The organism is Chitinophaga ginsengisegetis (assembly GCF_900168065.1).
GTDB classification, from domain to species: domain Bacteria; phylum Bacteroidota; class Bacteroidia; order Chitinophagales; family Chitinophagaceae; genus Chitinophaga; species Chitinophaga ginsengisegetis.
Window position 1 is genome coordinate 1,804,689 of sequence record NZ_FUZZ01000001.1, and the last position, 25,293, is coordinate 1,829,981.

A 25,293-nucleotide genomic window follows, 5' to 3' on the forward strand; every position below is an offset into this window, starting at 1 on the left:
TGTTATAAAACAGCCGGACGACCATTTTGTTGCTGTATGGTGAGCAACAACAACCAGGCCACCGGAAAAAATGCAGTAAAAAATACCCCTTCCTTTAATGTTATGGAAAATTCCGGGAGATGATTGTCCCGGCTGCTGCCGCGGAATGCCGGTTCCTGTCCGCTACTCCCTGATTTCATGCGGCTGTAAAATTAATTGTCAATTTGACGATTAATAAATAAAAATTACTATTTTCAACCGGGATACCGGAGCGGGAACACCTGTCCACCCAGCTCCCCATCCATTGGATAAATTTCACGTTATAATCTGTTATATGAAAAAGATATGCCTGTTCATCAGTATCTGCGCGGCCTCCACTGCATGGGCGCAGGTAAAGGACTACCCGGTTAAATCGGTCAACTTCACGGCAGTACAGCTCACAGACAGTTTCTGGCTGCCACGCCTGCGTACAAATCACCTGGTTACCATTCCTGCCTCGTTTGAGCGCTGTGAAAATACAGGCCGGGTAAAGAACTTTGAAATGGCAGCGGCCCATTCGGGTAAGTTCTGTACCACCTTTCCGTTCGACGATACCGACATCTACAAAACAATTGAAGGAGCTTCCTTCTCCCTGAGCCTTTTCCCGGACAAAAAGCTGGACAACTACATCGATTCACTGATCGTTAAAGTTGCCAATGCGCAGGAAAAAGATGGCTACCTGTATACCGCCAGAACCATTAATCCCGCGGCGCCGCATTCATGGGCCGGACCGGAGAGATGGGTAAAGGAACGGGAAGGGAGCCATGAGCTGTACAACGCCGGCCACTTGTATGAGGCCGCTTTTGCACATTATTATGCTACGGGAAAGAAAACGCTGCTGAACATCGCCCTCAAAAATGCCGACCTCGTATGCAGTGTATTCGGCCCGGGAAAAAAGCATGTAGCGCCGGGTCATGAAATTGTGGAAATGGGCCTGGTGAAGCTTTACCGGATCACCGGCAAGCCGGCATACCTGGAAACGGCGAAATTCTTTATTGAAGAACGCGGTCGCTATACCGGCTATGACAGCAACAGCAAAGATCCCTGGAAAAGCGGAACTTACTGGCAGGATGATAAGCCGGTTACCGAACAATATGAAGTAGAAGGACATGCCGTGCGGGCTGGCTACTTATACGCTGCTATGGCCGATGTAGCCGCATTAACCGGCGATAAAAGCCTGCTGCAGGCAGTAGATACCATCTGGCAGAATATGGTTACCTATAAAATGTACGTACAGGGCGGACTGGGCGCCATCCCCTCCGGGGAACGGTTTGGCGACAACTACGAACTGCCCAACACCACCGCTTATAATGAAACCTGTGCGGCCATTGCCGGTGTGTACTGGAATTACCGCATGTTCCTCCTGCACGGGGATGCAAAATATATGGATGTGCTGGAGAAGATGTTATACAACGGGCTCATATCAGGTTTGGGACTTGATGGCAAATCTTTCTTTTACAGCAACGCCATGCAGGTAAAAAATTCCTTTTCACACAAACACCTGGAACCCGAACGTGCCGGCTGGTTTGAATGCTCCTGCTGCCCTACCAATCTTACCCGCCTGATCCCTTCTATTCCCGGTTATGTGTATGCGCAAAAAGATAATAATGTATACGTGAATCTTTTTGTTGCCAGTCGCGCTACTTTGAAAGTATCCGACAACACTGTTTCCATTAACCAGCAAAATCAATACCCCTGGAATGGCGACCTGGTATTTAACATCTCCCCTGCCAAAAAGCCGGTGGCATTTAATTTCCTGGTACGCATTCCCGGATGGGCGCAGAATACAGCCGTTCCTTCCGGTTTATACACCTTTACCGGCAACAATACCCCGCTGCCTGTTATCCGTGTGAACGGTGTGCCTGTTACCTATAATATGGAAAAAGGATACGCTGTGATTGCGCGGACCTGGAAAAAAAATGACCGTGTAGAAGTAGTGTTACCAATGGAAGTAAGAAAGATAAAAGCAAATGAAAAGGTGAAAGACGATGCCGGCAAAGTAGCCCTGCAACGCGGACCTATTGTTTATTGCGGCGAATGGGCCGATAACAATGGCAGCACCAGCAATATCATCATTCCTTCCGATGCTGTTTTCGCTACCGCGTGGCGGCCGGAACTGCTGAATGGCGTAACCGTTATCAGCAGCCAGGTACCGGCAGTACATGTGAGCAACAACGGCCTTACTGTTTCCACCACGCAACAAACATTTACGGCTATTCCTTACTACGCCTGGGCCAACAGGGGCAAGGGAGAAATGATGGTATGGTTTCCGGAGAAGGTAAATGATATTGATCTGCTCACCAGTAAACAGGAAGAAAGGATTATTTCGAAGTAGCTGCCTGTATAATTCTTCTTCTTACATTCGTTTTGTTATGAAGCAGAATAAATACGACGATCCGTTATTTTTTGAGAAGTACAGCCAGATGCCCCGTTCTGTTGGCGGACTGAATGCGGCTGGCGAGTGGTATGTGCTGCGTAGTATGATTCCCGGGTTAAAAGATAAGAAGGTGCTGGACCTGGGTTGCGGTTTTGGCTGGCATTGCCGCTATGCGCGTGAGCAGGGTGCGCAGTTTGTGGTGGGAGTGGATATTTCTGCCAGGATGCTGGAGCGGGCGCGGGCTACTACACATGATACAGCCATCGAATACCGGCAGCAGGCTATTGAAGATATTGATTTTGCAGACGGCTCCTTTGATGTGGTGATTAGCTCCCTGGCACTCCATTATGTAGCGGCTTACGAGGTGGTTTGCCGGAAGGTATTCCGGTGCCTGGCTGCCGGCGGCACTTTTGTGCTTTCTGTAGAGCATCCTGTATTTACGGCGCTTGCGGCGCAGGACTGGTACTACGACGAACAGGGGCAGCGCCTTCACTGGCCGGTGGATAACTATCAGCAGGAAACCCTGCGGCAAACCCGCTTCCTGGATACCGATGTGGTGAAATATCACCGCACCGTAGCCACGTTGCTGAATACATTGATGGATGCCGGCTTCCGTATTACCACTATCGCGGAGCCGCAGCCCACTGCCGAAGTAATAGCGGCCTATCCTGAAATGAAGGATGAAACGCGCAGACCCATCTTTCTTTTGGTAGCGGCAGTGAAACCGGTATAGCCTGTGAATCAACGGGTTCCCTTTCTTCCTAAAATATATTTTTCATTTTATACCAAATGGTATATTTTTGCTGTGTCAAAAGAAAGAGGGATATGAACAAGGCAGAGAAAACAAAACAGTTTATTGTGGAGATGACGGCCCCTGTTTTTAACGAGAAGGGCTATACCGGTACTTCTCTGAATGATATGACGAATGCCACGGGGCTGACCAAAGGAAGTATTTACGGTAATTTCGCCAGTAAAGACGAAGTGGCCCTGGCGTGCTTCGACTACAACCTGAAAAAAGTAAACACCATTATCCGGCAGGAAATGGACAAGAAAACAACCTGCAGGGATAAACTGATGGTGTATGTGCATATATATGAAAACTTCCTGAAACACCCGTTCCCTACCGGCGGATGCCCCATCCTCAATACGGCGGTTGAAGCAGATGACACGCATCCTTTATTGAAACAAAAAGCCGTAGATGCCTTCCTTTCCTGGAAGGACGTTATCATCCACTTAATTGAAAAAGGAAAAGAGGAAGGGGAATTCAGTGAAGATGTAAATGCAGAACAAACCGCTCTCACGATGATCGCCACTATTGAAGGTTGCATCATGATTGCCAAACTAACCGGTAAAATGAATTACCGCAACGCCATTATGCAGTCGGTCGCAAAAATGGTGGACGAACTTTAACTCAAATTTTTTCTTTATAAATATACCGATCGGTATATAAAAACAATACACATGAAAACAACAGGAAATACTGTACTTATCACCGGCGGCAGCGCAGGTATCGGACTGGAAATAGCCAGGCAATTATCCCAACAGGGTAACCAGGTAATTATCACCGGCAGGGACGCCGCCCGCCTGGAAAAGGCCACGCAGCAACTACCGGGTGTAAAAGGCATCGTGAGCGATGTAACCAGCGATAAAGCGGTAGCTCAACTGGTAGCCACCCTGCAGGAGGAATATCCGTCTTTAAATATCCTGATCAACAACGCAGGCCGCGCATTTGCCTATGAGCTGTCGGAAAACGCGAATGCAGCGGGAAAGGCAGTCGAAGAAATGGACACTAACTTCTTCGCCGTGATCCGCCTCACCGAAAAATTATTGCCGTTACTCACCAAACAACCGGAAGCCGCCATTGTAAATGTAACATCTATCGTTGCCTTTGCACCGGGCGCACGGATAGCCACTTACTCAGCCACCAAAGCTGCCCTCCGCTCCTACACCCACTCCATGCGGGTAACGTTTCCCAAGCTGCACATCTTTGAACTGATGCCTCCTTTGGTAAACACCGATTTATCGCAGGACATCGGCGGTAGTAAAGGCATCCCTCCTTCACAGGTTGCCACGGATCTTTTAACTGCACTCGCAAAAAATGACTATGAAATCCGTGTAGGCGATACCGAACAGATTTACCAGTTATCGCTTACCAATCCTGCAGCAGCACTTGCCGCTATGAATAGTAACGGCGAATAAAAAATTTATCTAATAATATACCAAACGGTATATTAAATAACAGCAATGAAACGGACAGTACTGATCCTGGCGGTGATTACAGCTGCTATCATGGAGTTGATAGACACCTCCATTGTAAACGTAGCCTTATCGCATATGAGTGGCAACCTCGGCGCCACGCTGGAAGATACCTCCTGGGTCATTACTGCCTACGCCATTGCCAACGTAATCATCATTCCCATTACCGGCTTCCTCGCCGCGAAACTGGGCCGACGCAATTATTATATCGGCTCCATCATCGCCTTCACCTTCTTTTCGCTGATGTGCGGACAAGCCACCAACATCTGGATGCTGGTGGTATTCCGTTTCCTCCAGGGCATTGGTGGCGGCGCACTGCTGTCGGTATCGCAGGTGATCATCTTTGAACAGTTCCCCAAAGAAAAACAAAATGTGGCCAGCGCACTCTTTGGTGTAGGCGTGTTTATTGGTCCCACGATAGGCCCAACCCTCGGCGGCTACATCACCGAATTTTATTCCTGGCCCTGGATCTTTTACATTAATGTACCGATAGGTATCACCGTGGCAACGCTTTGTTATATACTGCTCAAAGAACCCGGTAATGTGCCACCGGCCAAACGGATCGACTGGACCGGGATCCTGCTCCTCGCCGTTGGCGTGAGCGCATTGCAAACCGTATTGGAAAGAGGGGAAACCGACGACTGGTTTGAAGCGCCCTACATCACCTGGCTTTCTGTAATCGCTACTTTTGCCATCATCGCATTTGTGTGGTGGGAGCTACAGGTCAAAGACCCGGTAGTAAACCTGCGCGTACTGAAAAGCAGGAACCTGAGCATTGCCGCAATATTGACATTTGTTTCCGGCATGGGTATTTTCAGCTCCGTTTTCCTGACGCCGGTATTTGCACAGCGGCTGCTTAATTTCACGCCGCTGCAAACGGGGATGCTCCTGTTGCCCGGCGCGTGTTTAGCCATAGGTGGGCTCATCATCTCTGCACGGCTGCTGCAGCGCGGCGTATCGCCGGTGTTTCTCATTGTAGCAGGGATGGGGTTATTTATTCTTTTCAGCTGGCAGATGTCGGCGCTCAACCAGGACGCCGGCGCGGCCACTATAACTACCTCCCTCATCTGGCGGGGCGTGGGCCTGGCACTGGTAACAGTGCCGCTTACCACCCTGGCCGTGTCATCACTGGCGCCGGCCGATATTCCGCAGGGAGCAGCATTAAATAATATGATGCGGCAACTGGGCGGCTCCTTTGGCATTGCAATGGTGAATACCTATCTCGCCAACCGGAATGCACAACACCGGTCGGATCTTGTAAGCAATCTCACTACCGATAACCCCGCCGTAGCCAACCGGCTAAACAGCTACGCACATTTCTTTCTGAGCAAAGGCGCCACGGCAACCGATGCGCATCATAAAGCCCTGAAGCTGCTGGATAATTCAGTGGTAAAACAAAGCACCCTGCTGAGTTTCAGCGATGCTTTTTTGCTGATAGGTATTATATTTATTGCGGCGCTTCCTTTGCTGTTAATGGCCTCTGCTAAGAAGAAAAAAACGGCCAATGTAGTGGTGATGGATCACTGATATTGTCTTCTTCCCCAAACCGGAATTGCCCACCTGACAGGGTACCACGATTTTTTTGTACTTTGCAAGCTACATCTTTATCGATCACACCTGGTAATCCGTCTATTTTTATAGCTGGATTAACGGAGATAGCGTGATATTTAATTTAAGGGGAACTGGATACACACGGATGAATAATGACACAGTACATGAAACTGCACTTTTCCACCAAATTGCCGGTGGGGATGAATCTGCATTTGAAGCATTATTCCACCTGTATGTGCCTAAGATCAAGCCGGTAATTGCCCGTATTATACAGGTAGAGGGGCCGGAGAAAGACATCATACAGGAAATATTCCTGGGCATATGGCTCAGCCGGGAGAAGCTGACAGAAGTAATGGTTCCCCACAACTGGATCTTCAAAATGGTGTATCACCGCTGCTACAGCTGGTTGCAGAAACAGGGCGTGCGGAATAAAGCCAGCCAGATCATTACCCGTGAAAGCACTGATCACTCCAATCTTACCGAAGAAAATATTGCTTTTTCTGAAACGGCGCTGCTGGTAAAGCAGGCCATCCTTCAATTGCCGCCACAGGCGCAAAAGATCTACCTGCTTAGCCGGGAGAGGGATCTTAAAATTGCAGAAATTGCCAGTGAGCTGCAACTCTCGCCGCAAACCGTTAAAAATTCCCTGGTCCGTTCCCTCAAATCTATCCGGGAATACCTCACCAGCCAGGGTATCATCCTCCCGCTATTCCTGCTGGCATGGGGTGTTTTGTATTTTTCTTAACTTTTTTTTGAAAGACATAGGTACTCTTTGGCTGCTTACGGTACGTATATGCAGGGGACTTTCTGCAACCAGGCAGTTCCCGGCGATATCAACTGAATTCCGAATGCTTTAAAACGAGGCCGTTGTCCACATCAGAAAGACTAACATACTTATTGGAACAGGTACGGCTGCACCGTGCCACCACCGGGGAGTACAGGGAACTGTTGCAACTGATCAGTGAGGATGATTCGGGGGAAATAGTCCGGCAGCTGGATGCATATCATGCCAACTGGCCGCTGGAAGCTGCTGCCAATGCGGATTACGACCGTGCCTACTGGCAGCAGGCCGTAAAAGAAATACTGGATGCCGATAAACTTGTGCAGCAGCCGGCAACGCTGCCTGCCAGGAACCGGATCTATTTTCTGCAACGCTACTGGTGGGCTGCCGCCTGTATCGTTGTTTTAGCAACCGGCGCTTATTACCTCTCAAAACAAACTCCTCCTCCGGCTGTAGTAGCCACTTCACCGGTAAAAGACATTGCGCCGGGCGGCAACAGGGCAATACTCACTCTCTCTGATGGCTCCCGGATACCGCTCGACAGTGCGGGTAACGGCGTATTGGCGCAACAGGGCAATACCCGGATCACCAAACTGAGTAACGGCCAGCTCGCCTACAATGGCACTGGCGGTGCGGAGGATAAGATACTATATAATACTATGAGCACCCCGATGGGTGGACAATACCAGCTTATTTTGCCTGACGGCACCGGCGTATGGCTGAATGCCGCCTCTTCTATCAGCTATCCCACTGCCTTTACCGGCAATGAAAGAAGTGTAACCGTTACCGGTGAAGCGTACTTTGAAGTGGTGAAAAATGATAAGATGCCTTTCCATGTAAAGGCCGGCAATACTACCATCGATGTACTGGGCACACATTTTAACATTAACGCCTATAAAGACGAAGCCACTATCAATACTACATTGGTGCAGGGGGCTGTGCGGGTAAGCGTGCAGCAGCAGCAACAAATGCTGAAGCCCGGACAACAAGCCAGGGTAGCCGCAAAGGGGCAGTCGATCCAGGTGCTGGACCATGCCGACCTGTCAGAAGTGCTGGCCTGGAAAGCAGGGTTCTTTTCTTTCAATGATGCAGATCTTCCTACAGTAATGCGCCAGCTGTCGCGCTGGTACAACGTAGAAGTAACATATGAAGGCAACATTCCTCAACGGGTATTCACCGGGGAAATAGGCCGGAACCTCACCTTATCGCAGGTGTTAAAAGGACTCACAAAAACAAGGATTAAATATAGAATTGAGAATGGTAACCGGATCGTTATCCAACCATAGTTATGAACAATGAAAAATAAGGAACAATGAAAAAATCAAAGCTATTGCCAGCGGCGTTCTATGCGCATTGAATAAAAAACCGGGGCTGAGATTGGCGTCCTACCCCGGCTGCTGTTCAATTTAATCAACAAACAAGTCGGTAAACATTATTTATTAATTCAACCAAACATTGCAAAAGTATGCAACTTAAGGCTATTTGTAATTCCGGTACCCGCAGATATTGGAAATTTGCGGGGCTCTCAACCAAAACTTTGTTAGTTATGAAGCTAACTTCTTTTCTGCTGCTCCTTGCTGCCTTGCAGGTAAGCGCTGAGGGCAGCGCCCAAACGGTGACTTATTCCGCCAAAGCGGTGAGTCTCCAGAAAGTGCTGAACGTGATTAAAGCACAAACGGGCTATGTTTTCTTTTACGATAAAAATGATCTGAAGAACAGCAACCCTGTTTCGGTAGACATAAAAAATGCGTCGCCACAAGCCGCGATGGAAGCAGTATTGCGTCAGCAGCCACTGAGCTTTGAAATCCAGGGCAATACCATCTTCATTACAAAAAACGAAAAAACGGCAGCAGCGCCGGTAGCCGCACCTCCTCCTGCTACCATTACAGGAAAGGTAATAGATGATACCGGGGCACCACTTCCGGGTGTTTCCATCGTTGTAAAAGGCACCCAGAAAGGGGTTGTTTCCGGACCGGATGGCAGCTTCCAGCTGGCAAATGTGCCGGAGAACGCGGTATTGGTAGTAAGCAGTATCGGGTACATCTCCCAGGAAATCAAGGTGGCCGGAAAAACACAGATCAACATCTCAATGGCGCCGGATGTAAGCGCGCTGAAACAGTTTGTGGTAGTGGGTTATGGCACGCAGAAAAAGGCGAACCTCACCGGTTCCGTTACTTCTATCGGTACAGAACAACTTACTAACAGGCCGGTAACAAGCCTGGGTAACGCATTACAGGGTACAATGCCTGGTATTACCGTAACAGCAGCCAAGAGCGGACAACCAGGCAGTGATGCAGGCCAAATCCGTATCCGCGGTATTGGTACACTCAACAATGCCGACCCGGTAATTGTGATAGATGGAGTAGTTACTAACCTGAGTAGTCTTAATAATATTAACCCCGACGATATTGCCACGTTATCGGTACTGAAAGATGCAGCATCTTCTGCTATCTATGGTTCCCGTGCAGCCAACGGCGTTATTCTCATCACCACCAAACAAGGCAGGAAAGGCCCGCCACAGGTTACCTATACCGGCTATGTAGGTAAACAAAAGGCCACCGGCTTACCAGACTTTTTACCTTCCTGGCAGGCAGCCACATTATACAACCAGGCGTTGAGCAATGAAGGAAAAGCAGCCCGCTGGACAGATGCAGAAATCCAGAAGTTCAAAGATGGTTCCGATCCTTTTAAATATCCCAATACCGACTGGCTCGACCTGTTTTACCAGGGCAACGGCCTGCAACAGAATCACTATGTAGGTGTTTCCGGCGGTAGTGATAATACACAATACGCTTTCTCTTTAGGCGTATTTGATCAGAATGGCCTGATTGAAAAAACAAATGCAAAACGTTACACCAGCAGGCTGAACATCACTTCTAACATCAACGATAAAATAAAGATAATCGGCAATATCGCCTTTACTTCTTCCGGCAGAAATGAACCCAGCAACCCTTACACAGGCGATTTTACGCAGCTGGTAAGACAAATCAACCGCATCTCCCCTACCATTCCTTACAAATATGAAAATGGCTACTATGGCTATATTTCAGATGGTAGCCCGATGGCATGGCTGGAAGGAAACAGCCTGAATAAATACAATAACTACGACCTGATAGGTAATGTGGGCGCAGATTGGGAAATTGTGAAAGGACTGCATTTCAAGCCCTCCCTTGCCTATGTGATGAAGATCGCCCATAACAAGAAGTTCATTGCGGATCAGCAGTATTATGATGCCTCCGGTAATAAAACCTTCTACCAGGGACCAAATTACGTAACGGATGAAAATACCTTTGGCAATACTGTTACCCAGCAGGCTTTACTGGACTACACCAAATCCTTCAGTAAACATAACTTCAAAATACTGGGTGGTTACTCCCAGGAGCTGACCAAATTCAGCTTTGATGACGGCTACCGGAAAGGATTCCTGAATAACCAGTTAACCGATGTTAACCTGGGTTCAACCGATGGACAGAAAACCAGCGGCTATTCCTACCAACTGGCACTTCAATCTTATTTTGGCCGGTTAAACTACGACTTCGACGGTAAATACCTGTTTGAAGCAAACCTGCGGTATGATGGTTCCTCCCGTTTTGCTCCCGGCAACAGATGGGGCTTATTCCCATCCTTTTCCGCCGGCTGGAACATAGACAGGGAAGATTTCTTTACACCATTGAAAAAATATGTTTCCAATCTTAAAATAAGAGGTTCGTGGGGACAACTGGGTAACCAGAACGTAATAGGCCCGGATGCTACTAAATACCCCGCAGCTCCTTACTATCCGTGGATCTCTACCATTGACGGAAGCCAGAACTATACTTTTGGTGGTACTGCAGCCGCTATTGCTGCCGGCGTATCGCCTATCAATGGAGCTAATAAAGATATCAAATGGGAAAGCACCACAGAAACAAGCGTGGGTATTGACGCAGGCTTCCTGGATGGAAAATTAAACTTTACCGCAGATTACTTCTATAAACCAACACATGATATCCTCCTTTCAGTACCGGTTGGCGGAGTATATGGTTTGAACGCGCCTGTTCAAAATGCTGGCTCTGTGCTGAACAAAGGTTGGGAATTTTCACTCAGCTACGCGAACAACGCAGGTGATTTCAAGTACAATGCCTCTGTTAACGCAGCCTTTATCAAGAATGAAGTAACCGACCTTCACGGAACAGGTCCGATTATCGACGGCTATACCTTTAGACAGGTAGGCTACCCGATCAACTCCCTTTATGGATACGAAGCAGATGGCATTTTCCAATCGGCCGACGAAGTGTCCAAATCGCCTTATCAATCCAACAGGACTGCTGCCGGCGATCTGAGATATAAAGACAAAGACGGTAACGATACCATTAACAGCGCCGACAAAGTATACCTGGGTAACTATTTCCCGAAAGTAACCTTTGGTGTTAACCTGGGCGGCTCCTGGAAAAATATTGACCTCAATATCTTCCTGCAGGGCGCTGCCGGCGTAAAAACATACATCGATGCCGGTAAACTGGGCAGTGTAAGTTCTTCTGCGGGTAAACCTACTTCTGCTTTACTGGATACCTGGACGCCGGAAAATACTTCCGCTGCTTTGCCACGTATCTGGAATGGCTATACGCAAAACGATCCTGGTGGAACGCCTTCTTCCTTCTGGGTGAAAGACGGATCTTACCTGCGTCTTAAAAACCTGCAGGTGGGTTATACACTTCCCGAAAGAGTAGTGAAAAGGATCGGTATCAACAAAGTACGTTTCTACTACAGCGGACAAAACATCCTCACCTTCGACGGCCTGTATAAATGGATAGATCCTGAAGCATCTATTACGAGCAGTATCTATTACTACCCGCAGGTGAAAGTGCACACGTTTGGCGTAAATGTTAGTTTTTAACGAAAAACAATCAACATCATGAAAAGGAACATCCTCTATATAATTTTATTCTCTGCTGCGCTGCAATCCGCATGCAACAAAGATTTTCTGGACAGACAACCACCATATGCCTACAGTAACGAATCCCTCTGGAAGTCGCAGGGTGACGCCCAGGCTGCGCTGAACGGCTGCTACAAAGACTGGGAAGGCGACTACACCCTGCTCTATATGGACGCTGTGAGCGATAATATGTATAGCCAATACTACTGGGAAGGCTATACGGACTATGGCAATGGCAACATTACGCCTGCCAATACCAGCGCCTCCAAACGCTGGAGCTATACCTCCATCCAGAAATGCAACTGGTTCCTGGAAAACGTTGATAAAACGCAGATGGACGAAACCTTAAAAACACAGTTCAAAAGCGAAGCCCGTTTCCTGAGAGCTTACCAGTACTTTACCCTGACACAGCTTTATGGAGATGTGCCGCTGGCTAAAAATACCGTAACCACTGAAGAAGCGAATACCATTTCCAGAACAGCCGCTACCGAAGTACGCAAATTTGTATTGGATGAACTGGCCGCTATTGCGCCTACCCTGCCGGTAAGCTACAGCGGCAGCGACGTTGGACGTATTACACAAGGTGCTGCGCTTTCCCTGAAAGCCAGGCTGGAATTGTATGATAAAAATTACGCCGCCTGTATCGCCGATTGTAAAAAGATAATGACCCTGGGTTATGAACTCTTTCCAAACTACCAGAACCTGTTCCGTATCCAGAACGAAAACAATAAAGAAGTGATCCTCGATGTACAATACAAAGAGAATGACTATCCCAATGCCGATATCGGCGTAATGCCATCTTCTTCTTTTGGCGGCTGGGGTTCCCTCGATCCTACACAGGCGCTGGTGGATGCTTACGAAATGAAAAACGGCAAACTCATCACAGATCCAACATCCGGCTATTCCGAAAATGATCCGTACAATAACAGGGACCCGCGCTTAACCGCTACCATCGTGTGCCCTGGCCAGTTGTATGAAGGTAAGTACTACAACTCCATTCAAAACACATCCGGCGATTATTATAACGGGGATAACAATTCCAAAACGGCTTATATCCCGAAAAAATTCACGTCTAACCTCTCCGACTATACGGATATGTGGAACACCGGCCTGAATATGATTGTGATCCGCTACGCAGAAATACTGCTCACTTATGCAGAAGCACAAATTGAATCAGGCATTATTGACAATACCGTGTATGATGCGATAGATGCTATCAGAACCCGCGCAGGCATGCCGGCGGTAGACAGAACAGTATATAACACCGTTGATAAAATGCGTACACTGGTAAGACGCGAACGCAGGGTGGAACTGGCACTGGAAGGCTTACGCTGGTACGATGTGCAGCGCTGGAAGATAGGCACTGCCGTTAGATCCGGCACCGTATATGGCGCCCGGCTGGGCACTGTAGACCCTACCAATGGTAAGCTCACCCTCAGCGGGGATCATATCGCCGTAGAGCAGCGCACCTTTGTGGAAAACAGGGATTACCTCTGGCCCGTACCACAGGCAGAAAGGGATATCAACAAAAACCTGACACAAAATCCAGGCTACTAATACAACTGTAACAATCAAACGAAATCCCGCGAGTTGAAAGATGAGCGGGATTTTTTTATGCTCAAAAAGTATTCACATGTATCGTTTCATTACCGGTTTGCTGGTTTGTTTTATGCTTCCTTTCACCTCGTACGCACAGCAAGCCAGGACCGTTCTTAACTTCAATACCCACTGGGCCTTTCAAAGAGGCGATATCACCGGCGCGGAGCAGCTAACATTCAATGATAAAAACTGGTCGGGCGTCAGCATCCCGCACGTAATGCGTATTGAGAAAAAGCATAACGGCGGTAATGCGGTATACCAGGGCATTGGCTGGTACAGGAGATATTTTAAAGTACCGCCCTCCTCCCGTAACAAAAGGATCACCATTTGTTTTGAGGGTGTGCAAACCACTGCTGAAGTATATCTCAACGGTCACAAAATAGCTACCCATACAGGCGGCTATATGGGCTTTGTGGTAGACATCAGCGGGTATGTGAACTTTGAGAAAGATAATGTGCTGGCAGTGAGAGTATCTAATAAAGATAACCCGCAGATCCCACCGGGAAAGCCGCAATCGAAGCTCGACTTCAACTACTTTGGCGGCATCTACAGGAATGTGTCGATGGTGGTTACTGAAAAAGTGTTTATCTCCCATCCGCTGGAAGCCAATAAGGTAGCCGGTGGCGGCGTGTTTATCACCTACCCTGCAGTGAGCAGCGACGCCGCGGCTGTTGCCATAAAAACCAATATCGTGAATGCTACCGGCAAACCGGTACATACCACGCTGAAAACAACGCTGGTAGATACCAGCGATATGCCGGTAGCAACAGCAGCCAGTGAGCAGCATATCCCTGCACAGGCAGATGCGGATATCCGGCAATCGCTTACCGTGAGCGCACCTCATTTATGGCATCCCGATCATCCTTACCTGTATCACCTGGTATCCGTTGTTTATGAAGACAATGCACCGGTGGATAGCCTTATCACGTATACGGGCATACGAAACATTGCCTTTGCTGCCGACGGCTTTTATATCAACGGAACGAAATTATACCTGCGTGGCGCTAACAGGCACCAGGCATACGAATACACCGGCGACGCAGCAACAGATAACCTGCAATACCGCGATGCCCTTCAGCTCAGGAAAGGAGGCTTTAATGCAGTGCGTGCTGCACATTATCCCGCCTCCCCCGCATTCCTGGATGCGTGCGACAAAACAGGCTTGCTGGTGATTGCGTGCGAGCCCGGATGGCAGTTCTTCTCCAAAGATTCCCTGTTTGTTGCAAACACTTACCGCGACATACGCGAGATGATCCGCCGCGACCGCAACCACCCATCCGTTTTCCTGTGGGAAACGTCTCTCAATGAATCGCCTGCCACGGCAGCATGGATGCAGCAGGCTGTGCAAACGGCGCGGGAGGAAATGCCCGGCAACCAGCTGTTTGTAGCCGACGATTTTAATGCACGCAGTAAAGATTATTACAACGTTTCCTATAAAGTAGTCAATGAAGATGGCTCCGATCCTATGCCGTCACGCCCGTTTATTACCCGTGAATGGGGCGATACCTGGATGGCCGATGCGGAAAAAGAAAACAGCCTGCGTGCCAGCAGGATGTACACGGAAAAAGGATTGATCAACCAATGCGTACTGCGGCAAAATGCCTTGAACGGGGAAACGTCTGAAGCACTGGGCGGCTACTGGGATCACGGCGGACTGGATGCCAATTCCAGGATAGGCGGTTACTTTGTGTGGAGCTACAACGATTACACCCGCGGCTCCGATCCTATCACCGCTTTCAGCGGCGTTACCGATCTTGACCGCTATGAAAAATTCAGTTACTACCAGCTCCAGGCCATGCAGGATGCGCGCAATCCCGCGTATGGTCCTGTGGTATATATTGGCAGCTACAACAACCAGCCGGCTTTGGATAGCGCGATCATGATATTCTCCAACTGCGACGCCGTACAGCTTTACCGGAACAACAAATTCTGCGGCGAAATAACCAGGGAGCAAAACGCCCGTACCGCACCTTTTGTAGCGGCCAAAGGCGGCAGCCCCTACTTTGTTTTCCACACCGGCAAATACGAGCCCGGGGAACTGAAAGCCATCGGTATCCTGGATGGGAAAGCTACCTGCACGCATATTGTAAAAACACCCGGCGCGCCTCATCACCTCGAAATTGAAATTCCGGCAGATGCTGCGGCTTCTGTTGCCGACGGCTTTTCTATGACGCCTTTTTATGTGAAGGTATGCGACCGCAACGGCACGCTTGTATCCAACGAAACCGCCGGGCAATCCTATACTGTTCAGATCAGCGTATCAGGACAAGGCGCCCTCATAGGCGGAAATATTCCGGCAGCAGGTATTGCTTTGCAGAAAACTGAAGGAGGTATTGCCTACGGTGTTATCCGTCACGCTGCCACTGCAGGAAACATACAGATCAATGTAAAGAGCGCCGGCATGGCTCCCGGCAGCAAGGTGATTAAAACAACCGCATCGCCGTATGAATACGTAAAAGATGGCGCCCACCGCCAATGGATACACGAAGATAAAAAAACGATGGCGGCGTACTATACAGACACCATCCCTGTCAAACAACTCCAGGAGATTAAGCTAACCGGCAAAGCCGGCTTTGTGCAACCTGCGGATGAAGGTTTGCGTGCGGTTATCGACGGCAACACCGCCACAGGATGGGTATCCGGCGCAGGAAGTATTCCTGTAAGCATCACCCTGGATCTGAAAAATGAATACCAGCTGAGCGGCAGCCGCGTGGTGTGGGGAAAAGACAGCGACTGGTACACTTACAGCATTGCCGTATCCACCAATGGCAGCGACTGGGTAAGTGTAAAGAATACAGAACGGGTGTCCGGGCAAAATTATCAGCCGGTGCTTTTCGATCATACAGCCGTGAGGTATGTCCGTTATCTTATTACCGGTATACAGCCTGAAAGCAGCAGGATTGCAGTGAAGGAAATACAGTTATACGGGAAGAGGTAGCTGAAAACAGGTTCATTAAGTGAATTCGCAGGGGTAACGCTTATGGATTTTTTTTATCTTCGTCAGGATATGAACTTCCATTTATGCATAACTCCCATTATAAAAGCATTACTTTATTGCTGCTGTTTAAAACAGGGCTGGTTTTTTCTCAAATAACAAAGGTTCCAAAACCAAAGATCCCGGATGGAACATTTTCTTTCTCCACACCGGAAGACGAAGCGTTTTCCTCCAAAGGCTTAAGTGATATATTTACTTATGTGAGAGAAAACAAAGTAAATATTCACAGCCTTTTAATTGTACGGAATAAGAAGATCGTATTTGATGCCTGTTTTTATCCCTTTCGCTCAGATTTACGGCATGACATAGCATCGTGTACAAAATCAATAACATCCATACTTATTGGCATAGCCATAGATAAAGGCTATATAAAGAATGAAGATCAATTGGTTTCATCATTTTTCCCGGAGATCAAACCAACCGGTAAGGATTTTGAAACATTATCAATCAAAAACCTGCTCACTATGACGTCGGGTTTTGATTGTGGCTTTTCAAATGAAGATAGCCTGTTTAATGAATTATTTCCATCAGGCAATTGGTCTGAATTTATTTTCAATATTCCTTTTGTAGCTAATCCCGGCCAGCAGTTTTCTTATTGCAGTTGCAATTATTACCTGCTGGCTGAAATTATTTACCGGGCAACCGGATCTTCCCCTGAAGATTTTGCTAAAAAATATCTCTTTAATGATTTAGAGATAAAGTCCATTTATTGGTCGAAAAATAAGAATGGTATTAATTACGGTTGGGGAGATCTTGCTCTAAAACCACTTGATCTGGCTAAAATTGGCCAACTATTGTTAGACGGTGGCAAATGGAATAATAAATCTATTGTTTCTGCTAACTGGGTAAAGAAAGCCAGATCAATGAATACGGTGTTTCCAAACGGAAACGGCTACGGCTATGGTTTCTGGATCGAGAAGGATCATTCCTATAATTTGGAAGGCAGGGGTACACAAAGGTTACATATCGATTCCATACACAATGCAATTGTTGTAGTTACGGCAGGAGGACTTGCTGAAGAGGAGAAGGAACGGATTGGTGATATTATTGGTAATTCGCTCCACGATGATAAAAAATTAAAAAGCGATCCGGTAGCCTTTAGTCGCTTTAAGAAAATGGAACTTCAGGCGGCAACAGCAGTGATTGATTCGCCCAGGTACATTTACAACGCTACTGAAAAAGGGAAGTTGTTTAATAAAACGATCATTTTTCCAACAAACAGTTTAGCTATTAAAAGCGCCGTAATTATATGGAATAAAGGGAATCTATCCCTTGTGTTAAAGCAAACAGGGGAACAAACCGTCACCTATCCTGTAGGAACCGGCGCCGCATATAAATTTTACCAGGATGCCGGTTCAGGCCATCTGTATGCGTTAAGAGGATATTGGAAAGCCACAAATGAATTTGAAATCGAGTTTAATATGCTATCAAGGATTAATAAATACCTGATTGATTTTAAAATTGGTGATAATGGAAATGAAGTTTTAATTAAAGAAGGGACCCATAAAATCAATGAAGCTTTTCCGGTGTCGATAATGGATTAAAAAGGTAAAAAGCAGCAGTGTGGTAAATGAGCCGTATCCATCGGACCATTTGCCGGTGGTAGCGGAGATTGTTATAAAATAATGTATTTCAGGCCGCGTAAATCTTAGGGTTTATGCGGCTTTATTGTTTTAAGAATTCTTATTCACTGTTGCTTCTATAATACAATCAATTACCTTTCCCGCGTTACAATTATTAAGCCCTGCGCCCCAGCAGGCATTAAACTCGAGAACAAACCAACCTATTGATTCATTAAAAGCTATGTCAACGACAACGACATTCGGTAGTAAGGTCTTGTGACTATTCATAAAATCTGTCAAAAAAGCTCTTCCTGCTGTTAGGTCAGCAGTGCCTTCATATAAGGCAATATCTTTAATCACACCATCCATAATAAAGGCCCGCGCTTCCGCCTGAATTTCATCTACAACTGATGACACTAAAATCTCTTCATTGTCTGGCAAACCTGTTGTTATCTGTCTGAAATCAGATATGGTCTGAAAAATGCCGGCAGTAAATATTTTCGGGACAACGGGTTTAATAAAAACGGGAAAGTCATTTTCTACAACTTGTCCTACTTGTTTTAACTCAATATGCCGCCTGATCCATTTGTTTTCCAACCGGGCTATTAATGTATCATCCGGAGAAAGAAGGTCAACATTATAAATCTGGGCAAGTACCAACGCAAATGTCTGGTTTCCATAAATTGCGATCGGTTGTTTTGTCAAAACTTCATCCTTCACCCAATATTTCCCCAATCGCCTTATAGTTCCACCGCTATCTGTCCAGGTTGCAAAAATCTGTTCAAATTCATTATCCGTCTTTTCTGGTATCAGCAGTATAGGGAAAATCTTCATGCAGAAATAATTTAAGAAGTTCTGCTAAAAATAAGACAAAATTGTTATCCATATATAATTAGTAACGTTCTACAAATTGACTCATGATAACATTAGAGCAATGTCTTCCTGTTTGCTACGGGGAATAATTTTTGTATAAAAAAACATAAATCCAATCTCTCAAAAAACTCCCCGTTATGACATCATTCACAGACTTCTTCACTGCATATGGTCGTGCCTCCCTGGCAAACGACGCCGAAATTATCGCCAACTGCTATGCAGAAAACTTCATGGCCGCAGGGCCATCAGGAAACATGACTTTTAAGAACGATGAAAAGTTCACGCAATGGCTGGAAGAGATGTTTAAATTTAACCGGAAGATTGGCATGCAGGAAATGAAAGTCATTAAAGTGGAAACATCGCCGATGGGGGAATATTACACCAGGGCGTTGGTGAGGTGGGGAGCTGTTTACTCAAAAAATACAAGTGAGATCATTGAATTTGAGATTACTTACATTTTATATCACGTTAATGATGCACTCAAAATAATCATGTATGTTAGCCATGAAAACGAGGAAGATGTTTTAAAAGAAAAAGGAATCATCCCTTAGCGCGCCGGGAACAATTCAGTATATTGTAAGAAAAAAAATGCGCCCTGTTATATTCAGCCTCCTACTAACCATCATCAGCACCTCACTCTATGCCCAATCGCAGGAAGAAGCGGTGAAAGCCACTATTAACCAGTTGTTCACGGCCATGAATAATTCAGACAGCGTTGCAGTAGCCGCCTGTTTCGCACCGGGAGCAGTATTGCAGTCGGTAGCGGAAACCAAAGCAGGTAAGGATACCATCCGTACTACTACTATCCATGAATTTGCGTCGTTTATAGGCAAGTTGCCGCTCAATGCGGCCGACGAGCGTATCGTGTTTGGCAGCATCCTGATAGATGGCCGGCTGGCTTCCGTATGGACTCCCTACCGCTTCTTTTTCAAAGGGCAGTTCTCCCACTGCGGGGTGGACTCCTTTCAAATGGTGAAGCTCCCCGATGGATGGAAGATCCAGTATCTCATTGATACCAGGCGCAAAGATAATTGCGAGGAAGCAGCTGCCGCCGGGAGATGACATTACTCCCTCCATACTTCCCGCATACTTCTCAGATACTTCTTGGATACTTAGGAGTCGTCTATGCATCGTATTCCCCATACAGTCCCCATACAGTCCCCATACAGTCCCTATACAGTCCCCATACTGTTCCCATACACTCACCATACACTCATGATACACTCTCCATACACTCCCCATACACTATCAATAAAAAGGGCCTGGCATAATCCGGCAAAAAGCGGCAAAAACGGCGGATTTGTTTCCCCACCAACCCAACATGGCATAATTTCGAAGAACTGGTGAATGCAGGTTTCCACATGATCAGTTCAGATACCGGCAAGCTGCCTGCCGTCCGGATATCTGTCCCATGTTTTGAATCGATCAAATAATAACCTACTTTTGCCCCGCTATGGTTCAGGTATGTCCACTCCGGATATGCCTGATTAAAAGGGAACTCGGGTGAAAATCCCGGACAGTCCCGCTGCTGTAAGTCTCATATAATGCTCAGGCATCGCCAATCAGACCACTGTTGAACGTTCAATGGGAAGGTCGCCTGAAGCAGAGATAAGTCAGAATACCTGCCATACGACTGATTTTTTAAGCTTTCGTGGAATGAAGCTTGGGAATAAATTCAATCTGCGGGTATCCCCCGTATCTTGTCTCTTTCCTGATTATTTTTCTTATTGCGAAAGCTGTTGATGGAACATTAACAAGCTTGGGAATGATGCGTTTCAAAACACCGGCGAAAGCCGCCGGGATGTTGCTGCTATTGCTCTGCGGAGTAGTTGCTGCCTTTGCACAACAGGCCGACAGTGTAACATCCAAAGACCTCCGGGAGGTTTCCGTTACAGCGCCGCGCACGGCCAGGGAAGTAAGCCCCGGGCAGAAAATGCAGGCGAAAGAACTGGAGCGGCTGGGCAGTCACTCCGTGGCAGATGCAATCCGCTTTTTCGCCGGGTTGCAGGTAAAGGACTATGGCGGTATCGGCGGACTCAAAACCGTTGATATCCGCAGCATGGGCACCAACCAGGTAGGCGTATTTTATGATGGCATCCAACTGGGTAACGCCCAGAATGGCCAGGTAGACCTGGGCCGGTTTTCGCTGGATAATATGGAAGAAATTGCCCTGTACAACGGGCAGAAAAGTAACATCTTCCAGCCCGCGAAAGACTTTGGCTCCGCCGGCGCCATCTATCTCACTTCTCTCAAACCCAAATTTGCACCCGGAGAAAAAACACATCTCAGAGGCACTATAAAAACCGGTTCTTTTGGCCTGTTCAACCCCTCCCTGCTGTGGCAGCAAAAGATCAGCAGCAAAGTTTCTGCCTCCTTCAGCACCGAATGGATCAATGCAACCGGCAGGTATAAATTTTCTTACCAGAAGCGCGATGAAAACGGACACCTGGTATATGATACCAGCGCTTACCGGAAGAACGGCGATATCAATGCCGTGCGCGTGGAAGGTGGATTCAATGGCCTGCTGAATGGCGGCGAATGGAGCACCAAAGTGTATTACTACCAGTCGGAACGCGGGCTGCCAGGATTCATCGTCAACGGCGTATTCGGGCATGTGGACCGCCAATGGGATCAGAACATCTTTGTGCAATCCAGCTTCCGGAAAGATATCACCAAACGTTACAGCATCCTGCTGAACGGAAAATACGCTTACGACTATACGCGCTTCCTGGCGCCGGATACCGCCCGGCTTTATATCGATAACCACTACCGCCAATATGAAATGTATTTCTCAATGGCGCACCAGTATGCCCTTACCAATTGGTGGACCATCGCGGCTTCCGGCGACTTCCAATGGAACCGCCTGGATGCCGATCTTACCAACTTCAGCTACCCTACCCGTTATACAACGCTGACTGCCGCCGCCACAAATATCAGCTTCAACCGCTTCAGCGCACAGGCCAGCCTGCTGGGTACCTTCGTAAATGAAACGGTAAAGAAAAATGCATCGGCGCCATACCAGCAGAAATTTACACCGGCAGTATTTGTTTCGTGGCAACCCACGCACTCACCGGATTTCCGGCTGCGCGGGTTTTACAAACAGATCTTCCGCATGCCTACTTTTAACGACCTGTATTATACCGAGATCGGCAACCGCTTCCTGAAGCCGGAATTCGCCACACAATACGATGTAGGATTCACCTGGAATAAAACCTTTGCCAACAGCTGGCTCACACAGGCAGGTATTGAAACAAACGCTTATTACAACGAAGTAAATGATAAGATAGTAGCCGTTCCCGGCGCCAGCATGCTCAGCTGGCAAATGGAGAACCTGGGATTTGTAAAAATAAAAGGCGTGGATGTAAAAGCAAAAGCATTGTGGCTTATAAAAAAACAGGTGCAGTTCAGTACACGCCTCACTTACACCTACCAGCGCGCACAGGATTTCACTGATCCGTCCGACAGCTTCTATGGCGATCAGATCGTTTATATTCCCCGTCATAGCGGCTCGCTCATACTGGGCGCCGACTATAAACAATGGGAAGCCAACTACAGCTTCATCTATACCGGGGAAAGATACAACAGCAAGGAAAATAAGTTAAAGAACTACGTGGAACCCTGGTATACCAGCGATCTTTCACTGGGCAAACAATTCAGTTATAAACATACCCGGTTCCATGTAACGGCGCAGGTGAATAACCTCGCCAACCAGTTCTATGAAGTGGTGATCAGCTATCCCATGCCGGGAAGAAATTACCGCTTCATCTTAACCGTGAATATTTAATAAACATGATGAAACAATTAAGGAATGCAGTATGGGTGGCCGCCCTGGCAGCACTGGCCATCACCGGATGCCGGAAGGGAGAAAGGATTGTTCCGCCCGAAGTAACGCCGGTAGATACGGCCACACCCGGATCTCTGCTCAATGGATTCTATCTCCTGAACGAAGGCAATATGGGCAGTAATAAAGCCTCCCTGGATTATTACGATTATACTACGGGCGTCTACAAAAGTAATATCTATGCTACTGCCAATCCTACTGCGGTAAAGGAACTGGGCGATGTAGGCAATGACATAGAAGCATACGGTACAAAGTTGTATGCGGTGATCAACATTTCCAATAAGGTAGAAGTAATGGACGCGGCCAGCACCAAACGGATCAAACAAATCGACATCCTCAACTGCCGCTATATAACTTTCGCCAACGGCAAAGCATATGTTAGTTCTTATGCCGGCCCGGTAGTGGTAGAGCCCAACGCCCCCATCGGTTTTGTGGCAGAAATAGATACGGCTACACTGGAAATTACCCGCAAAGTAATTGTGGGCTATCAACCGGAAGAAATGGCCGTGGTAGGCAACAAGCTGTATGTAGCCAATTCCGGCGGTTACCGCGCACCTGATTACGACCGCACCGTGTCGGTAATAGACCTGAATACTTTTAAAGAGATAAAAAAGATTGACGTGGCTATTAATCTCGACCGTCTCAAGGCCGACAACGATGGCGATATTTATGTGACTTCCCGCGGCGATTATTACAATACACCATCCCGCCTTTTTGTGATAGACACCAAAACAGATGCGGTAAAGAAACAATTTGATATCCCGGTGAGCAACCTGTGTATTTCCGGCGACACCGCTTATGTATACGGCTCTGTTTTCAGCTATAACACCGGTCAATGGACCATCACCTATAACATGGTAAACGTAAAAACAGAAACGGTGTTAAACACAAATTTCATTACCGATGGTACAGATAAATCCATCCGTATGCCTTACGGCGTAGCGGTAAACCCGGCTACCAAAGAAATTCTTGTAACGGATGCGAAGGACTATGTGTCTTCCGGAACCCTTTACTGCTTTGATAAAACGGGCAAAAAGAAATGGTCGGTCACCACGGGTGAAATCCCTGCACACATCGCATTTGTTTTTGCAACCAAATAATCATAACCAACTAAATCTATACAAATGAAAAGTAAATTTCTACTCGCCGCCACGTTCATCGCTGTTATGGTAAGCAGCTGTTCCAAGGATAAAGACGTAACACCGCCCATAGAAGATCCGGAGCCTACCGGTCCTTTCCTGAACAAGGTGACCAAAGTTTTTGAATACTTCCCCGCACCCGGACAATTTACGAATGAACTGCCCGTATGGAAGCAGGGCGATTCTGCCAAACAGATGGCTGATTACGCACTGGCAGCTTTGGGAAAGGAAAACATGATTTCCCTCGGCGGGTTCGGTGGCTATGTGGTAATGGGCTTTGACCATACCATTAAAAATGTACCCGGCGAATATTCCTTCATCGTATTAGGCAATGCTTTCAACCAGTTTGCAGAACCCGGCGTTATCTCCGTTTCTGTAGACGCCAATAAAAACGGCTTACCCGATGATGAATGGTACGAAATTGCCGGTTCGGAATACAACAGTTCCAAAACGGTAAAGAACTACCAGATCACTTACTATAAACCTAACGAAGCAAAAGACAGGGTTACTAATCCGGATGATCCGTATACCAGCGATACAGAGTATATCCGCTGGAAAGACAACCAGGGGCATACCGGTTACCTCTCAAAAAATGTATTTCATGATCAGTCATACTACCCGCAGTGGAAAGGCGACAGCATCACTTTTACCGGTACTAAACTGACAGATCTCAACATCAAAAATACTTCCAGCGATCCGTTCTCTCCTTACTATGTGTCACCCGCTTTCTCCTGGGGTTATGCAGATAACCACGCGAATGATGATAGTGATGCGAAAATAAAACTGGACTGGGCAGTAGATAAAACCGGTAAACCGGTGAAGCTCACCGGGATCAACTTTATAAAAGTACATACGGCTATCCGTGCAGAAGCAGGATGGTTAGGAGAAATTTCCACAGAAGTATTGGGCGTAAAAGATCTTAACCTCGAATAAATATCCGTGAATAATCTAAAGAAGGGGGCGTTTGTTTACAAGCGCCCCCTCTTTCTTTTTTGACTACTTCACGCTTACCGGTAGCTTATCCTCTCCAATGGCCACCAGGCTAAAAGTGCCGGTGATAGCCTTTTCCCGTGAATAGGAATACATCTCTTCAATGTATATTTCTACCAACACTTTAACACTGGTATTGCCTACTTCGGTTATTTTTCCGATCAGTTCCACAATAGTACCCGCCGGAATGGGCCGGTTAAAATCTATTTTCCCGGAAGATACCGTCACCATTTTTTTACGTGCAAAACGGGTAGCCGTAATAAACGCCACTTCATCCATGAGCGACATGGCCGTGCCGCCGAACAACGTATCATAATGGTTGGTAGTACTGGGAAATACGGCTTTAAAGATCCGGGTTTCCGAATGAAGAATTTTTTCTTCTATAGTCATGTTTGTACT

Annotated in this window: 19 protein-coding genes and 1 riboswitch; of the genes, 16 read left to right on the forward strand and 3 right to left on the reverse strand. The window is 47.2% G+C overall.

What is annotated here, in order from left to right; translation table 11 throughout:
• Nucleotides 1-2: 2 nt before the first annotated feature.
• Nucleotides 3-179, reverse strand: coding sequence for a hypothetical protein (locus B5Z18_RS32460; RefSeq protein ID WP_159454223.1), 177 nt, complete (start codon nt 177-179; stop codon nt 3-5).
• A 134-nt stretch (nt 180-313) separates the two neighbouring features.
• On the opposite strand from B5Z18_RS32460, the gene B5Z18_RS07130 reads away from it, so the two are divergent.
• From B5Z18_RS07130 to B5Z18_RS07180, 11 genes are all read left to right on the forward strand, one after another.
• Entirely contained in the window at nt 314-2,353 is a 2,040-nt protein-coding gene (locus B5Z18_RS07130) for a glycoside hydrolase family 127 protein (RefSeq protein WP_079468681.1), read from the forward strand.
• 37 nt (nt 2,354-2,390) lie between these two features.
• Nucleotides 2,391-3,128, forward strand: coding sequence for a class I SAM-dependent methyltransferase (locus tag B5Z18_RS07135; protein WP_079468682.1), 738 nt, complete (start codon nt 2,391-2,393; stop codon nt 3,126-3,128).
• 92 nt (nt 3,129-3,220) lie between these two features.
• Nucleotides 3,221-3,805 carry a TetR/AcrR family transcriptional regulator gene (locus tag B5Z18_RS07140; RefSeq protein ID WP_079468683.1) on the forward strand — a complete coding sequence of 195 codons (585 nt, stop codon included), beginning with the start codon at nt 3,221-3,223 and terminating at the stop codon, nt 3,803-3,805.
• Between the two features lie 51 nt (nt 3,806-3,856).
• Nucleotides 3,857-4,594 (forward strand): SDR family oxidoreductase, encoded by a 738-nt coding sequence (locus B5Z18_RS07145; RefSeq protein ID WP_079468684.1) that lies wholly within the window; start codon nt 3,857-3,859, stop codon nt 4,592-4,594.
• Between the two features lie 45 nt (nt 4,595-4,639).
• Nucleotides 4,640-6,178 (forward strand): DHA2 family efflux MFS transporter permease subunit, encoded by a 1,539-nt coding sequence (locus B5Z18_RS07150; protein WP_079468685.1) that lies wholly within the window; start codon nt 4,640-4,642, stop codon nt 6,176-6,178.
• A 169-nt stretch (nt 6,179-6,347) separates the two neighbouring features.
• The gene (locus B5Z18_RS07155) at nt 6,348-6,947 is read left to right on the forward strand and encodes a sigma-70 family RNA polymerase sigma factor (protein ID WP_079468686.1); all 600 of its coding nucleotides are present in this window, start codon (nt 6,348-6,350) and stop codon (nt 6,945-6,947) included.
• A 122-nt stretch (nt 6,948-7,069) separates the two neighbouring features.
• Complete coding sequence (locus B5Z18_RS07160) at nt 7,070-8,269, forward strand: FecR family protein (protein ID WP_143313520.1); 1,200 nt, start codon at nt 7,070-7,072, stop codon at nt 8,267-8,269.
• A 260-nt stretch (nt 8,270-8,529) separates the two neighbouring features.
• Nucleotides 8,530-11,856 (forward strand): TonB-dependent receptor, encoded by a 3,327-nt coding sequence (locus B5Z18_RS07165; RefSeq protein WP_159454224.1) that lies wholly within the window; start codon nt 8,530-8,532, stop codon nt 11,854-11,856.
• Nucleotides 11,857-11,874: 18 nt separating this feature from the next.
• The gene (locus tag B5Z18_RS07170) at nt 11,875-13,452 is read left to right on the forward strand and encodes a RagB/SusD family nutrient uptake outer membrane protein (RefSeq protein WP_079468689.1); all 1,578 of its coding nucleotides are present in this window, start codon (nt 11,875-11,877) and stop codon (nt 13,450-13,452) included.
• A 76-nt stretch (nt 13,453-13,528) separates the two neighbouring features.
• On the forward strand, nt 13,529-16,432 hold the full coding sequence (locus tag B5Z18_RS07175) for a glycoside hydrolase family 2 TIM barrel-domain containing protein (RefSeq protein ID WP_159454225.1): 2,904 nt from the start codon (nt 13,529-13,531) through the stop codon (nt 16,430-16,432).
• 83 nt (nt 16,433-16,515) lie between these two features.
• The gene (locus tag B5Z18_RS07180) at nt 16,516-18,033 is read left to right on the forward strand and encodes a serine hydrolase domain-containing protein (protein ID WP_079468691.1); all 1,518 of its coding nucleotides are present in this window, start codon (nt 16,516-16,518) and stop codon (nt 18,031-18,033) included.
• Between the two features lie 129 nt (nt 18,034-18,162).
• Here the strand turns inward: B5Z18_RS07180 and B5Z18_RS07185 are convergent, their stop codons facing one another.
• Entirely contained in the window at nt 18,163-18,885 is a 723-nt protein-coding gene (locus B5Z18_RS07185) for an ATP-grasp domain-containing protein (protein WP_079468692.1), read from the reverse strand.
• Nucleotides 18,886-19,061: 176 nt separating this feature from the next.
• Here B5Z18_RS07185 and B5Z18_RS07190 point away from each other — a divergent pair, with 176 nt between their 5' ends.
• From B5Z18_RS07190 to B5Z18_RS07210, 5 genes are all read left to right on the forward strand, one after another.
• The gene (locus tag B5Z18_RS07190; RefSeq protein WP_079468693.1) at nt 19,062-19,475 is read left to right on the forward strand and encodes a hypothetical protein; all 414 of its coding nucleotides are present in this window, start codon (nt 19,062-19,064) and stop codon (nt 19,473-19,475) included.
• Between the two features lie 37 nt (nt 19,476-19,512).
• The gene (locus B5Z18_RS07195; protein WP_079468694.1) at nt 19,513-19,986 is read left to right on the forward strand and encodes a Cif family virulence factor; all 474 of its coding nucleotides are present in this window, start codon (nt 19,513-19,515) and stop codon (nt 19,984-19,986) included.
• Between the two features lie 375 nt (nt 19,987-20,361).
• Nucleotides 20,362-20,568, forward strand: a riboswitch (cobalamin riboswitch).
• Nucleotides 20,569-20,689: 121 nt separating this feature from the next.
• Nucleotides 20,690-22,708 carry a TonB-dependent receptor gene (locus B5Z18_RS07200; RefSeq protein WP_235015885.1) on the forward strand — a complete coding sequence of 673 codons (2,019 nt, stop codon included), beginning with the start codon at nt 20,690-20,692 and terminating at the stop codon, nt 22,706-22,708.
• A gap of 5 nt (nt 22,709-22,713) precedes the next feature.
• Entirely contained in the window at nt 22,714-23,865 is a 1,152-nt protein-coding gene (locus B5Z18_RS07205; protein WP_235015886.1) for a DUF5074 domain-containing protein, read from the forward strand.
• A 24-nt stretch (nt 23,866-23,889) separates the two neighbouring features.
• On the forward strand, nt 23,890-24,837 hold the full coding sequence (locus tag B5Z18_RS07210; protein WP_079468696.1) for a hypothetical protein: 948 nt from the start codon (nt 23,890-23,892) through the stop codon (nt 24,835-24,837).
• A gap of 63 nt (nt 24,838-24,900) precedes the next feature.
• Here B5Z18_RS07210 and B5Z18_RS07215 read toward each other — a convergent pair whose 3' ends face one another.
• Nucleotides 24,901-25,284 (reverse strand): acyl-CoA thioesterase, encoded by a 384-nt coding sequence (locus B5Z18_RS07215; protein ID WP_079468697.1) that lies wholly within the window; start codon nt 25,282-25,284, stop codon nt 24,901-24,903.
• Between the last annotated feature and the right edge of the window lie 9 nt (nt 25,285-25,293).

Excerpts from the sequence above, each read along its gene's own strand:
- B5Z18_RS07145 (WP_079468684.1), top strand. The coding sequence starts at position 3,857 with ATGAAAACAACAGGAAATACTGTACTTATCACCGGCGGCAGCGCAGGT.
- B5Z18_RS07130 (WP_079468681.1), top strand. The coding sequence starts at position 314 with ATGAAAAAGATATGCCTGTTCATCAGTATCTGCGCGGCCTCCACTGCA.
- B5Z18_RS07135 (WP_079468682.1), top strand. The coding sequence starts at position 2,391 with ATGAAGCAGAATAAATACGACGATCCGTTATTTTTTGAGAAGTACAGC.
- B5Z18_RS07165 (WP_159454224.1), top strand. The coding sequence starts at position 8,530 with ATGAAGCTAACTTCTTTTCTGCTGCTCCTTGCTGCCTTGCAGGTAAGC.
- B5Z18_RS07205 (WP_235015886.1), top strand. The coding sequence starts at position 22,714 with ATGATGAAACAATTAAGGAATGCAGTATGGGTGGCCGCCCTGGCAGCA.
- B5Z18_RS07195 (WP_079468694.1), top strand. The coding sequence starts at position 19,513 with ATGCGCCCTGTTATATTCAGCCTCCTACTAACCATCATCAGCACCTCA.
- B5Z18_RS07175 (WP_159454225.1), top strand. The coding sequence starts at position 13,529 with ATGTATCGTTTCATTACCGGTTTGCTGGTTTGTTTTATGCTTCCTTTC.
- B5Z18_RS07215 (WP_079468697.1), bottom strand. The coding sequence starts at position 25,284 with ATGACTATAGAAGAAAAAATTCTTCATTCGGAAACCCGGATCTTTAAA.
- B5Z18_RS07185 (WP_079468692.1), bottom strand. The coding sequence starts at position 18,885 with ATGAAGATTTTCCCTATACTGCTGATACCAGAAAAGACGGATAATGAA.
- B5Z18_RS07140 (WP_079468683.1), top strand. The coding sequence starts at position 3,221 with ATGAACAAGGCAGAGAAAACAAAACAGTTTATTGTGGAGATGACGGCC.
- B5Z18_RS07180 (WP_079468691.1), top strand. The coding sequence starts at position 16,516 with ATGCATAACTCCCATTATAAAAGCATTACTTTATTGCTGCTGTTTAAA.
- B5Z18_RS07155 (WP_079468686.1), top strand. The coding sequence starts at position 6,348 with ATGAATAATGACACAGTACATGAAACTGCACTTTTCCACCAAATTGCC.
- B5Z18_RS07170 (WP_079468689.1), top strand. The coding sequence starts at position 11,875 with ATGAAAAGGAACATCCTCTATATAATTTTATTCTCTGCTGCGCTGCAA.
- B5Z18_RS32460 (WP_159454223.1), bottom strand. The coding sequence starts at position 179 with ATGAAATCAGGGAGTAGCGGACAGGAACCGGCATTCCGCGGCAGCAGC.
- B5Z18_RS07200 (WP_235015885.1), top strand. The coding sequence starts at position 20,690 with ATGATGCGTTTCAAAACACCGGCGAAAGCCGCCGGGATGTTGCTGCTA.
- B5Z18_RS07210 (WP_079468696.1), top strand. The coding sequence starts at position 23,890 with ATGAAAAGTAAATTTCTACTCGCCGCCACGTTCATCGCTGTTATGGTA.
- B5Z18_RS07150 (WP_079468685.1), top strand. The coding sequence starts at position 4,640 with ATGAAACGGACAGTACTGATCCTGGCGGTGATTACAGCTGCTATCATG.
- B5Z18_RS07190 (WP_079468693.1), top strand. The coding sequence starts at position 19,062 with ATGACATCATTCACAGACTTCTTCACTGCATATGGTCGTGCCTCCCTG.